The sequence below is a fragment of the Lentilitoribacter sp. EG35 genome (assembly GCF_040784015.1).
Classification (GTDB): domain Bacteria; phylum Pseudomonadota; class Alphaproteobacteria; order Rhizobiales; family Rhizobiaceae; genus Lentilitoribacter.
Genome location: NZ_JBFNGQ010000005.1, coordinates 227795 through 239706, shown reverse-complemented (window position 1 = coordinate 239706; position 11912 = coordinate 227795). Strand labels below are relative to the sequence as shown.

11 protein-coding genes and 1 tRNA gene are annotated in these 11912 nt (G+C 42.9%); 9 read left to right on the top strand and 3 right to left on the bottom strand.

The window, feature by feature from the left end:
* The first annotated feature begins 89 nt into the window (after positions 1–89).
* From AB2J24_RS11225 to AB2J24_RS11195, 7 genes are all read left to right on the top strand, one after another.
* Entirely contained in the window at positions 90–1505 is a 1416-nt protein-coding gene (locus AB2J24_RS11225; RefSeq protein ID WP_420883651.1) for a DegQ family serine endoprotease, read from the top strand.
* On the top strand, positions 1506–2813 hold the full coding sequence (locus AB2J24_RS11220) for a replication-associated recombination protein A (protein WP_367385540.1): 1308 nt from the start codon (positions 1506–1508) through the stop codon (positions 2811–2813). It begins immediately after the preceding gene.
* A gap of 69 nt (positions 2814–2882) precedes the next feature.
* Positions 2883–3263: a fluoride efflux transporter CrcB gene (gene crcB, locus AB2J24_RS11215; RefSeq protein WP_420883646.1), complete on the top strand. Its 381-nt coding sequence runs from the start codon at positions 2883–2885 to the stop codon at positions 3261–3263.
* A gap of 30 nt (positions 3264–3293) precedes the next feature.
* On the top strand, positions 3294–4283 hold the full coding sequence (locus AB2J24_RS11210; RefSeq protein WP_162654006.1) for an RluA family pseudouridine synthase: 990 nt from the start codon (positions 3294–3296) through the stop codon (positions 4281–4283).
* The gene (locus AB2J24_RS11205) at positions 4280–4930 is read left to right on the top strand and encodes an HAD-IA family hydrolase (protein ID WP_367385539.1); all 651 of its coding nucleotides are present in this window, start codon (positions 4280–4282) and stop codon (positions 4928–4930) included. Before AB2J24_RS11210 ends, AB2J24_RS11205 begins: the two co-directional genes overlap by 4 nt.
* 3 nt (positions 4931–4933) lie before the next feature.
* The gene (locus AB2J24_RS11200) at positions 4934–5710 is read left to right on the top strand and encodes an ATP12 family chaperone protein (protein ID WP_367385538.1); all 777 of its coding nucleotides are present in this window, start codon (positions 4934–4936) and stop codon (positions 5708–5710) included.
* 82 nt (positions 5711–5792) lie between these two features.
* Positions 5793–6740: a hypothetical protein gene (locus tag AB2J24_RS11195; RefSeq protein ID WP_367385537.1), complete on the top strand. Its 948-nt coding sequence runs from the start codon at positions 5793–5795 to the stop codon at positions 6738–6740.
* Positions 6741–6751: 11 nt separating this feature from the next.
* Here AB2J24_RS11195 and fghA read toward each other — a convergent pair whose 3' ends face one another.
* Positions 6752–7585, bottom strand: a complete 834-nt coding sequence (fghA, locus tag AB2J24_RS11190; RefSeq protein ID WP_367385536.1) for an S-formylglutathione hydrolase — start codon at positions 7583–7585, stop codon at positions 6752–6754.
* A 203-nt stretch (positions 7586–7788) separates the two neighbouring features.
* Complete coding sequence (gene lipB, locus AB2J24_RS11185; protein ID WP_367385535.1) at positions 7789–8520, bottom strand: lipoyl(octanoyl) transferase LipB; 732 nt, start codon at positions 8518–8520, stop codon at positions 7789–7791.
* Between the two features lie 119 nt (positions 8521–8639).
* Between lipB and AB2J24_RS11180 the strand changes: the two genes are divergently transcribed.
* Both AB2J24_RS11180 and AB2J24_RS11175 read left to right on the top strand, forming a co-directional pair.
* Positions 8640–8726, top strand: a tRNA-Leu gene (locus AB2J24_RS11180).
* 506 nt (positions 8727–9232) lie between these two features.
* Entirely contained in the window at positions 9233–11287 is a 2055-nt protein-coding gene (locus AB2J24_RS11175; protein ID WP_367385534.1) for an ATP-binding protein, read from the top strand.
* Positions 11288–11296: 9 nt separating this feature from the next.
* Here AB2J24_RS11175 and aat read toward each other — a convergent pair whose 3' ends face one another.
* The gene (gene aat, locus AB2J24_RS11170) at positions 11297–11911 is read right to left on the bottom strand and encodes a leucyl/phenylalanyl-tRNA--protein transferase (RefSeq protein WP_367385533.1); all 615 of its coding nucleotides are present in this window, start codon (positions 11909–11911) and stop codon (positions 11297–11299) included.
* Position 11912 lies beyond the last annotated feature (1 nt).

The window sequence follows — 11912 nt, the reverse complement described above, 5'->3', positions numbered from 1 at the left end:
TGAAAATTCCATTTTATTGCGTGATGGATTTGATTACATATAGAATCTATAGATGGATGAACGGAATTCGATTAATGGTCAAAATGATAATGCCCCGAAATTACATCATATTATTTTGTGCGATATTACTGCTCCTGATTGCGCAGCTTTTGTCTTCTGGGTCAGCGTCGAAAGCGCAGTCTTTGAAGAAAAATCCGCCGTCTCAATCTGAGATGCAGCTTTCATTTGCACCACTGGTCAAGCAAACAGCAAATGCTGTCGTAAATGTTTATGCTGAGCGGATGGTGCGCCAAAGGTCGCCTTTTGCTGGTGATCCTTTCTTTGAGCAGTTTTTTGGCCAAAAGTTTTCCAATCGTACTGAAAAACAATCATCGCTTGGTTCAGGTGTTGTTATCGATAGTTCTGGCATCGTCATTACTAACCATCATGTAATTCAGAGTGCCGATGATATCAAAGTCGCATTCTCTGATGGACGTGAATATTCAAGTCGTATTCTATTACAGGATAAAAGCGTTGATCTTGCTATCTTGCAAATTGAGGGAGGTCGAGGTTTTGCCGCGCTGGAATTCGGAGATTCGGATGCGTTGGAAGTTGGTGATCTTGTGTTGGCGATAGGAAACCCTTTTGGTGTTGGGCAAACCGTAACCAGCGGAATCATTTCAGCATTAGCGCGTAATCAGGTTGGTGTTTCTGATTTTGGTTTTTTCATTCAAACAGATGCAGCCATTAATCCTGGCAATTCGGGTGGTGCGCTTGTTGATATGAATGGTAAGTTGATCGGCATTAATACGGCAATATTCTCACGTTCTGGCGGGTCTAATGGAATTGGTTTTGCAATCCCTGCCAATATGGTTCGAGCTGTCACGACGGCAGCAATTGGCGGGAATGATAAATTTGTACGGCCGTTCATTGGTGCAAGCTTTGATCCCATAACGTCTGACATTGCCGAAGCGCTTGGACTAAATGTTGCCAAGGGTGCGCTTGTAACAGCGATTGTGCCGGAGGGACCAGCCGAGCGGGCAGGGCTAAAGGTAGGAGATTTAGTGTTTGGCTTTAATGGGCAAGCGGTTGAGCACCCAGATGCTCTTGGTTATCGGCTATCCACATCATTGGTCGGCGATATTATCGAACTAAGTATTCGTACCCGGGGTGAAAACAAGGGTTTGAAAATAAAACTTGAGGCTCCGCCGGCAGGAGGTGTGTTTAATACTTCTATTTTAGAGGGCAATAATCCATTTGCTGGAGCTGAAGTGGCATTGTTGACCCCGTTTCTTGCAAATGAGATGAAGATTCCCAGTAATATTAAAGGTATCGCCATTTTGAAAATTGAACGTGGTGCTCTTGCGGGGCGTTATGGATTTAGGGCGGGCGACATTATTACGTCTGTATCTAATCGGGAATTGGAGAGTGTTGCACAATTGGAAGAAATTTTATCGGCTGGTGCAAGCTTTTGGCGGTTAGAGATCATACGCAATGGCCAGCGCATACGCCAGGTCCTCCGATAAATGGCAGATCTATTCGGTTCAAACGATAGTAAACAGACCGATGATGTGTCTCGACCGTTGGCAGATCGTTTGCGACCGGGGGATTTGTCTCAAGTCTCCGGGCAGGAACACCTTACGGGTCCAGATGGTGCGCTTACACGGATGATTGAAACCGGAGTCCTGGGTTCAATGATATTTTGGGGGCCGCCAGGTACAGGTAAAACAACGGTCGCTCGGTTGCTGGCTGGTTTTGGTGATTATGCATTTGTGCAGATATCAGCTATTTTCTCCGGTGTTGGTGAGTTAAAGAAAGTGTTTGAGTTGGCGCGCGCTCACCGCCAGTCGGGGAAGCAAACATTATTATTCGTAGATGAAATTCATCGCTTTAATCGCGCTCAACAGGATAGTTTTCTGCCTGTTATGGAAGATGGAACAGTTATTCTCGTCGGTGCTACGACAGAAAACCCGTCTTTTGAATTAAATGCTGCGCTTTTATCGCGTGCTAGAGTGCTGAGTTTTAAATCTCATAATGATGATAGTGTTGCCGCACTTATTAAGCGGGCGGAAGACGTCGAGGGAAAGAAGCTTCCACTTGATGATGAAGGTCGCGCAAGTCTTATTCGAATGGCCGATGGTGATGGGCGTGCGGTCCTCACGCTTTCTGAAGAAGTTTGGCGGGCTGCTCGCGAAGATGAGGTTTTTGACGCTGAAGGATTAGCAGAGATCGTGCAGCGTCGTGCACCTGTTTATGATAAAAGCCAAGATGGACACTATAATCTCATCTCGGCCCTGCATAAAGCGGTTCGTGGTTCGGACCCAGATGCAGCATTATACTATCTAACGCGCATGTTTGATGCAGGTGAAGATCCACTATATTTGGGTCGGCGCCTTGTTCGCATGGCATCAGAAGATATAGGCCTTGCCGACCCACAAGCGCTTCTTATCGCAAATGCAGCCAAAGATGCGTATGATTATCTTGGCTCACCAGAAGGCGAGCTGGCGTTGGCGCAGGCCTGTGTTTATTTAGCGACCGCGCCCAAATCCAACGCTGTCTATGTGGCCTATAAAGCTGCAATGCGCGATGCTAAACAACATGGCTCACTGATGCCACCGAAACATATTTTAAATGCACCTACTAAACTGATGAAGGATGAAGGGTATTCGGACGGGTATCAATATGACCATGATGCGCCAGATGCTTTTGCAGCTCAAGATTTTTTCCCGGATAATTTAGACCGTCAGGTTTATTATGATCCACCAGAACGTGGATTTGAAAGAGACATACGTAAGCGGCTTGATTTTTGGAACAAGCGGCGAAATGAAACGTAGGTAGACTTAAAGCTCCTGAATAGAACTTCTCGCTTGGTTTTTGATAGTTGATCGTCTATCAGATCATTTATGATTAAAAATCTTGTTCTCGTAGCAGTTGGCGGCGGTTTGGGCGCCTCTTTACGGTATCTAACAGGCATTGCAGCGCTGAGGTGGTTTGGCCCGAATTTTCCTTGGGGGACTTTGGTCGTTAATGTTATTGGTTCTTTCTTAATGGGAATGATTGCGGAGTTTATTATCCGCCGCGTTGGAGTTGGAACAGATTTACGGCTATTCCTGATGACCGGTTTACTGGGTGGCTATACAACATTTTCTGCGTTCTCGCTCGATGCCATATTATTGTTTGAACGTGGAGCTTTGTCAGCAGCAACTGGGTATATCTTGCTCAATGTTATTGGTGCGATATTGGCGCTTATGTTGGGCCTTGCTTTGGCGAGAAATATTTTTTGATAGATCGTTTGGGATCTAGAAAGGGCCGAGATGGCTGGCGTTGAACTTAAAAAAGTTGAAGATGATGAAGCCGGTATGCGTCTTGATCGCTGGTTTAAGGATCATTATCCGGGGCTTGGCTTTGGTAAGCTGCAAAAATTGATCCGTTCCGGTCAAGTTCGTATCGATGGAAAACGAGCAAAGTCAGACACCCGTGTTCAGTCCGGTGAAACTGTGCGTGTGCCGCCCTTGGATGTTGACCATAAAAGCTCAAAACCGATCACTGAAAAAACGATGAGAAATCATGGTGATGGCGATTTGTTAGCGCAGATGCTTATACACGAAGATCCGAAAGTTTTAGTTTTTAACAAACCCTCTGGTTTAGCAGTGCAGGGCGGTTCTGGTCTTGTTCGTCATGTCGATATGATGCTGGAATCATGGCGTAATAAAAAGGGTGAGAAGCCTCGTCTTGTTCATAGGCTTGATCGAGATACATCAGGCGTACTGGTCGTTGCAAGAACACGTGGTGCCGCGCAAGCACTAACAGCTGCGTTTCGTACGCGCGATGCAAAGAAAACCTATTGGGCACTTGTTCAAGGTGCGCCGTACAAAAGCGAAGGGCGTATTTCGACGTGGCTTTTGAAGCACCAGACACCAGATGGGGATAGAATGCAGGTTTGCGAACATGGCGAGCCGGGTGCTGATCATGCAATTTCTCATTATCGCACAGTGATATCTGCCGGTCGAAACCTGACATGGTTAGAGATGGAACCCCATACAGGTCGAACCCACCAGTTGCGCGTTCATGCTCAATATTTAGAGACACCAATTATTGGTGACCCCAAATACATCACGAAAGACTACAACTGGGAATTTCCAAACGGCATTCAAAAAAGATTACACCTCCATGCGCGACGAATTTCTATTCCTCATCCGTCTGGCGGCATGCTTGAAGTTACTGCACCACTACCACCGCATATGGTCCAGACATGGAACTTACTCGGGTTTGATGAGAAAGATGCTGAGGAAATAGATGGATGAAGTTAGTTCTTTTTGATTGCGATGGCACGCTTGTTGATAGTGCGCATGTGATCCATCGTTGTATGCAAGCAAGTTTTGAAGATCACGGCTTTGTCCAACCGAATTTGAGTGAGACTAAATCAATTATCGGCCTGTCGTTACATGATGCGATTGGTATTCTTCTTAAAGACCAAACGACCAATCAGCTTGATAAGATTGTTCAGAATTATAAGGATCATTTCTTTAAAATCCGTACGCAGGAAAATTTACTCGAACCATTATATGCAGGTATTCGTGATGTGCTTGATCAAATGAAACAGCGAGACGAACTTATCTTGGGTGTTGTTACGGGTAAATCTACACGTGGGCTTATTGCTATTTTGGAGGGGCATGGTCTAAGAGATCATTTCCTGCCCATAAGAACAGCTGATGATTGCCCTTCAAAACCACATCCTGCAATGGTAACTGAATGTTGTGCTGAAGTTGGAATTGATGCCTCATCAACATATGTGATTGGTGATTCAACTTTTGATATGGATATGGCAAATCATGCCAATGCGAAATCTGTTGGCGTGGATTGGGGCTATGCATCCGTTTCAGAATTGGAAAATTCAGGTGCAAACCATATTATTAGCAATCCATCAGAATTAATCGATATTATTGGATAAAACATGCGTGATATACTGAACGATATGTCGGATAAATCCGAACAAGAAAAGAATCCTATGCGTGATGTGCAAAAGCAGACCGCGCTGCCGAAAAGGTTCTATACGGATGTTTCCGTTGTGGAAGAAGCAGATCAATTCGTCATTCAACTTGATGGAAAATCAGTTAATACACCGGCAAAAAATTCACTCTCATTGACAGATAAGCTGATTGCCGATCAAGTTGCATTGGAGTGGAAGCAACAGGAAAAGAGCATTGATCCGGCAAAGATGCCGTTAACGCGAATGATCAACACAGCGATTGATGGCGTTAATGACAATACAGAGGCGGTCTTTGACGAGATCGTAAGTTTCTCCGGTACTGATATGCTTTTTTACAGAGCTGCATCTCCTGCCAAGTTAGTTGAACTTCAATCAAAAGCGTGGGATCCAATCATCCAATGGGCACGTTCATCGTTAGGTGCGCCTTTTGTTATCACTGAGGGCATTATGCATGTCGAGCAGCCGCCTGAGGCAATAGAGGCATATTCCAAGGCGCTTAAACGGCATACATCAGCCTTTGTGCTTACCGGTCTACATAGTGCCACCACGTTGACAGGTTCTGCTTTACTGGGCTTATCTCTTGCAGAAGGAATAGTTTCTGCGGAAGAAGCATGGGCGGCAGCGCATGTGGATGAGGACTGGAATATTTCTCAATGGGGCACGGATGATGAAGCAGAAAAACGCAGATTATTTAGATGGGCTGATATGCGGGCGGCGTGCCTACTTTTAAATTGTAAATAGTTTGTCTGTTTTCTTTGGTATTATTCTTCCGAGTTAACCCTCAGTTAAGCATAAAATGAAATCCTTCATTAAGAATTATCTTATGAGGGAATCACCCGTGACATCGCTTGGTTATCGTTTCAAATTTGTTTCTACAATTATATTGCTGATTGCAAGTGTGGGTGTGCTTTCCTCTTGCGCGAGTAAGAAGAAGGATTACTCTTCTAGAGATAATCGGTTCCCTCTAAATGTTGTCGAAGTTGATGTATCTTCGCTCGATCCGGCTGGGGATGAATTTGCAAGGCAGCTGGAATATAACTTAAAACAGTCCGTTGGTAGTCCATCCTTCACGGCCACACGTAATGTAACGTTAAATGTGCAGACGCATCCTAACGGCGTTTTGGACAAATCAACGAAATCACTTTTTCGACAAGTTACATCACTTGGTGGAACAAGCGTGACTGCTACCGTGCGTGTTATGGATAGTACAACAGGCGCTTCTCTCCGCTATGAACAAATAACCAGTAGCTCTACAAAAGACGATATCGAAATTGCAAATTTGTTTATTGAAGAAGATCTTATAGCTCAAATTAGATCGATTCTTGGTTTAACACTTTATCCTCCTCGTCCGATTTCCTATGTCGCGACATCGATCAATAACTCAGCGGTTCAGAGCAGGGATGACGCTAAACTCGTCTACTCGCCTGAGCAACAAGTTGCTGATCCATTGCTTAATGGTCAGATTACGCCTGAAACGCGATCCGATGATATTATGGAGCAGGTTAAAGAGATGGACAAAAAGATGTCCGTTGATGCAAAGGAGATGAAACGTAAGGTCAATAAAGAAGCCAAGATGGTCAAAGATACTCTTATGGAAGATGTAGTTGCTCCAGAGAAAAAAACAACTATGGATGAGGCTGCGCCATTGAAGAAGATGGATAAGAGCATGATGAAGGATGATGATGTGGAAAAAGCCGTCGCTGACGAAAGTGACTTATGCATCGTCACAGTCGATAATGATTGCTTAGGGCCGAATGTCGTTCCGGAGTAAATGGCTGGAACTTACTTAAGCCGCTCCATATGCCAATTAAGATGATCGTCCATAAAGGTCGAGATGAAGAAATAGGAATGGTCATAACCTGGTTGCAAACGTAGTTGCAGCGGAATATTTGCTTTCTCGCAGGCTTCTTGTAGTAAATGTGGGCGCAAACCATTTTCTAAAAATGAGTCCGCATCACCTTGATCTACTAGAAATTCTGGAAATGTTGCTCCATCTTCAATCAAAGCTGTTGCATCATATGCGCGCCAATTTTGTTTATTTGCACCGAGATAGTTCTCAAATGCTGGAGCAGACCAATCCGCAGTCATGGGCTGGGCAATGGGTGCAAATGCTGAGCAAGACTTAAACTGATCAGGATTTTTGAGAGCAAAGGTGAGGGCACCATGACCACCCATTGAATGACCAAATATACCTTGCTTTTTCATATCAGCGGGAAAGTTATCTGCAATGATTTCAGGCAATTCAGCGAGTATATGGCTTTCCATCTGATAATTCTTCGCCCACGGTTCTTGCGTTGCATTGAGATAAAAACCTGCGCCTTTACCCATTTGCCAATTATCACTTTCATCGGGCACAGCATCACCACGAGGGCTAGTATCAGGGCACACGATTACAAGACCTAATTCAGAAGCACGTTTGCGATATTCTCCCTTATCCATAACGTTTGCATGAGAGCACGTAAGACCTGACAGATACCACAGAACAGGGCATGGTTTTTCTTTTGCAATAGGTGGAATGAAAACTGAAAACGTCATCTCGCATTTACATGCATCAGATTGCATTGAGTAAACGCCCTGCACACCGCCATGAACGGTACTTTCAGAAATAGTTTTCATGTTTTCCTCATAGTTTCTAAAGTCGTTTGAGAACAATACTATTGTCAAACTAGTGTAGTATAAACAAGTAGCAAATATGGATCTGTTGTTGAGGCTTAGAATTCACTGATTTTACTTGCCAAACTCGATTTCCCGGAATGCATTTGCTAAATCTAGTATGGTCTTCTTCGAATCATAAATACCAGTTTTGAATTTGTTAGGAGTTAACTCGTATCGGATTTTATATCTTGTTCGGTCGGGCCGAAGATACCCTCAAATGATGAGCGCAGGGATAGATCCAGATCATCCATCGTTACGGGCAGTCCAAGATCCACAAGACTGGTGACGCCATATTTTTGTACACCACATGGGACAATTCCGGAGAAGTGTTCTAGGTCTGGCTCTACATTGATCGCGATACCATGAAAACTAACCCATTTTCGCAGTCTAATCCCAATCGCGGCTATTTTTTCTTCGTTTATGCTTCCGTCTGGTAATCTGGCTTTTTCAGGACGCTGAACCCAAACGCCAACACGATCTTCGCGGCGTTCTCCTTTAACGTTCATGTCTGCCAGTGTTTCAATAATCCACCTTTCTAAAGCTGAGACAAAAGCGCGAACATCTTGTTTGCGGCGCTTTAGGTCGAGCATTACATAAGCAACACGCTGACCCGGTCCGTGATAGGTATATTCGCCGCCGCGACCCGTTTGGTAAACGTCAAATCTGTCAGGAGAAACAAGATCATTTATGTTAGCACTTGTTCCTGCTGTATAAAGAGGTGGATGCTCAACAAGCCAAATGAGTTCATTTGATTCTCCATTCGATATTTTAGTTGCTTCATTTTCCATGAAAGATAAAGCATCTTCATAAGGTGTAATGTCACCTTCAATGCGCCATCTCACTGGTGGTGAGCCATCCAGCGCCAAAAAATCAACTTTTATCTCATCACGAAGCATTTAATCTATCCATTATTAGAATATATGTTTTTTTCGTCAAACTTGACTTGTGTCAAGTACCTGCTTTTGCTAAGTGCTGCATCGCTGGCTTATTAATACCTCAGAGTTCAGTATAGTGTGCGGCCGTGGCGGAACTGGTAGACGCGCAGCGTTGAGGTCGCTGTGGAGTAAAATCCGTGGAAGTTCGAGTCTTCTCGGCCGCACCATTTTTCAAAAGATTTGCAAAATTGAGTTGGTCTGTTATTTGAACTTGGCGGCTCCAGGCTTGATTGACGGTACCCTTTCGCAGATTTTCCAGCGTTTAAGTTTGTGTATTCAACGAGTGTAACCAAGGTGATGATTTTGGTTCTCCGCGTTGTTGAGCTTTTTCCATACAAAGATTTTGCATGTCTTTTAATGTCATCTAAGGTTGAATGAATTTGCCATCTTTGTAGTAAATTGAACAATATATTGGGTTATCCGTATCAGCATTATTGGTTTCAGGGTCTTGCTCAAATTGAGCTGAGCAATTTTGCAACATGTATTCATAAACAGATCGATACTTATGCGTTTTCGAGTGATCAATGGCGTGTTTTGCTTTCGAGAGAAGTCAAAAAAACAGTTAAAAGTAAATAGCCATAAGCTTCGCGAATGTTGGTATGTTTAGTAATTGTGTTTAATTTACATGCTTAGAAGAATGATTCTCTTCATAAAATATTGGGCGGGTTAGTTCATGGAAGTTGAACAAGAAATAATAGAAGCGTTTTTTGAGCACATGTCTTCGCCTGCTTATATTAAGGATGAAAATCTCAAATTTGTTTATGTAAATCCTGCTTATGCTGAATTTTATGGTATGGAGCCTGAGCGCTTCATTGGTAGAACCTCATCCCAAATATCCAATACTATTGCAACAAGGTTATTGGAACAAGATGAAGCTAAAGTTCTTGCATCAGGTGCTGCTACTCAAATTGGTGACAGAGCAACATCTAACCGCGGAACGACAATATGGCGTGAAGTAGAGCGCAAGCCTATTATAACCCAAAATGGTACACAATACTTGACCGTAATTTTGCGAGACGTGAGCAAATATAAAAATATCGAATTCCAACTTGAAGATACAAGAAATGAGTTGGAGAAAGTGCGCGAGTTGGCAAATATCGCGGAACATCGCAGCGCTGATTTTCTTGCAAAAATATGCCACCAAGTAGGTTCACCCACAAGAAGCATTATATCAGTAGTAAATTCTGTTTCCGATGGAGGTTTTGATAAGGATCGAGGTTCTTCAATAGAACAAATTCTATCTTTCAGTAATACTATCCTTGGCGTTGTTGATGATTTATCCAATTATACATCTTTGGACATCATGCAGGCTCCGGTAAGATCTGAATCCTTTGAACTGTTTAAACTTGTGTGCGAGGTCACATCCGCAGTGATGCCTGAGGCCAGCAAGAAAAATTTGCAGTTTTTAAGCTATATTGATCCAGACATACCTATGAACTTATTGGGTGATGCCGGTAAAATTCGTCAGGTTATTACAAACTTAGTAAGCAATGCCATTCGATTTACTGAGAGTGGTGAGGTTAAACTTAATATTAGTGCTGTACCGCACAATAATGATCAAACCACAACAGTGCGCTTTGAAATTCATGATACTGGTCGCGGGATTACTGCAAAAGAGCAAGAGCACTTATTTGACAAGTATCGTCCAACTAAGGCGGGATTACATGTTGGTCAGGGTGTTTCTGTCTCCAGCGCACTTATCGCTTTAATGGGTGGTATAATTAGATTGGATAGCGCAGCCGGTATTGGCTCGAAGTTTTGGTTTGAACTAGATTTTGATGTTCCAAAGAAAATACCCCAATCTATTCAAAAAATCCCCAACCTAGAGAAAAAACGCTTCATCGTGATAGATGACAGCGAGTTTGATAAGGCGCTACTCGAGCATCAACTTAAAGAATGGGGTGGAGATGTAGCTGCTTGCCGCAACGCTGAAGAAGCGATCGCTGTTATGTGCGCGCTATTTGAAAAAGGTTTTACCGTTGAGGGTGTTTTTATTGATAATGAAACCAATCAGAGCAATAACATAGATCTTTATGCTTTGATAAAAGATGATAAAGTTTTATCACATATACCGTTGTTTATGATGGTATCTTCCGCAGATAATTTTCCCACTGGTGAGGGGGTAGAGCGCAACAACTACATTCTCAAGCCCTTGGAAATAGGGTCGCTAAGGTCGCTTCTTCTAGGTATATTTTCAGAACATTATGATGTTCAAGGCACTCATGAAGATATAAATGATTTACCCCGCTCGGTTGTAAAAGATCCAAAAATACAACAGGATAGGGGCTTAGATAAACTTATTAGCAATCATGATAAAGGTACAAATATTGATATTCTCCTGCTTGAAAGTAATACCGTAAACCAGATTATGTTGGCACAAATTTTGGAATCGATTGGTTATCAATATAAAATCACATCTGATATAGCGGAAGGTGAGGCATTATTTAAATCGCATCAACCTAAGCTGGTTATTATTGATGCTGCTAGTCGTGAATTTAATAATGAAGATACGCGACTGTGTTTGGAGAAGTTGAAGCGATTTAATGGACTGGTGCCACTTTTAGGAATGATGCCCTTGCCGGATTCTGCTGAAGGAGAGGATGAAACAAATTTATTATTGCCTGTTCTTGATGGTCAGATTAAGAAACCATTATCCCCTCCGGAATTATTTAATAAGATTGAAAAATGGATGCAAATTGCTGATGCTAGCCAGATCAGAAGAGCATAAATTATGTGACTAATTAAACTCGATGTCTTCGTACGACATAGCATTTGAAAGTAGGCTTAAATATTCATCATTAGGGATATCAATCGCTCCAAAACGTTTAAGATGATCTGTGGTGAACTGTGTGTCCAGAAGTATATAATTTAATTTTTTTAAATGCTTAACAAGATAAGCTAAACAAACTTTTGATGCGTCTGTCTCTCGTGTAAACATACTTTCACCAAAAAAACCAGCCCCGAGTGAAACGCCGTACAAACCACCCACTAACTGATTGTTACGCCAGGCTTCAATGCTATGTGCATGGCCTACTTTATGTAGTTGCAAATAGGCTTCATATATCGTTCTATTAATCCAAGTAGAGGGTCTATTGCCAGTCTCTTTCGCGCACTCCTTCATGACGTCATCAAAACGGGTGTTAATCCTGATATCAAACTTACGTTGTGCTATGACTTTTTTTAGGCTGCGAGGTATATGAAATTGGTCAAGTGGAATAATCCCACGTATCTCCGGCTTAACCCAAAAACAGTCAGGATCATCTGCCGAATCCGACATTGGAAACAGGCCCTGACTATATGCGCTTAGCAGAATTTCTGGCGATAAAGGCATGTGGTCTGATGAAGTCGTCATT

What these genes read in the sequence shown, in the direction of transcription:
- AB2J24_RS11225 (WP_420883651.1), top strand. Translation starts at nt 90, where the DNA reads ATGCCCCGAAATTACATCATATTATTTTGTGCGATATTACTGCTCCTG.
- AB2J24_RS11220 (WP_367385540.1), top strand. Translation starts at nt 1,506, where the DNA reads ATGGCAGATCTATTCGGTTCAAACGATAGTAAACAGACCGATGATGTG.
- crcB (WP_420883646.1), top strand. Translation starts at nt 2,883, where the DNA reads ATGATTAAAAATCTTGTTCTCGTAGCAGTTGGCGGCGGTTTGGGCGCC.
- AB2J24_RS11210 (WP_162654006.1), top strand. Translation starts at nt 3,294, where the DNA reads ATGGCTGGCGTTGAACTTAAAAAAGTTGAAGATGATGAAGCCGGTATG.
- AB2J24_RS11205 (WP_367385539.1), top strand. Translation starts at nt 4,280, where the DNA reads ATGAAGTTAGTTCTTTTTGATTGCGATGGCACGCTTGTTGATAGTGCG.
- AB2J24_RS11200 (WP_367385538.1), top strand. Translation starts at nt 4,934, where the DNA reads ATGCGTGATATACTGAACGATATGTCGGATAAATCCGAACAAGAAAAG.
- AB2J24_RS11195 (WP_367385537.1), top strand. Translation starts at nt 5,793, where the DNA reads ATGAGGGAATCACCCGTGACATCGCTTGGTTATCGTTTCAAATTTGTT.
- fghA (WP_367385536.1), bottom strand. Translation starts at nt 7,585, where the DNA reads ATGAAAACTATTTCTGAAAGTACCGTTCATGGCGGTGTGCAGGGCGTT.
- lipB (WP_367385535.1), bottom strand. Translation starts at nt 8,520, where the DNA reads ATGCTTCGTGATGAGATAAAAGTTGATTTTTTGGCGCTGGATGGCTCA.
- AB2J24_RS11175 (WP_367385534.1), top strand. Translation starts at nt 9,233, where the DNA reads ATGGAAGTTGAACAAGAAATAATAGAAGCGTTTTTTGAGCACATGTCT.
- aat (WP_367385533.1), bottom strand. Translation starts at nt 11,911, where the DNA reads ATGACGACTTCATCAGACCACATGCCTTTATCGCCAGAAATTCTGCTA.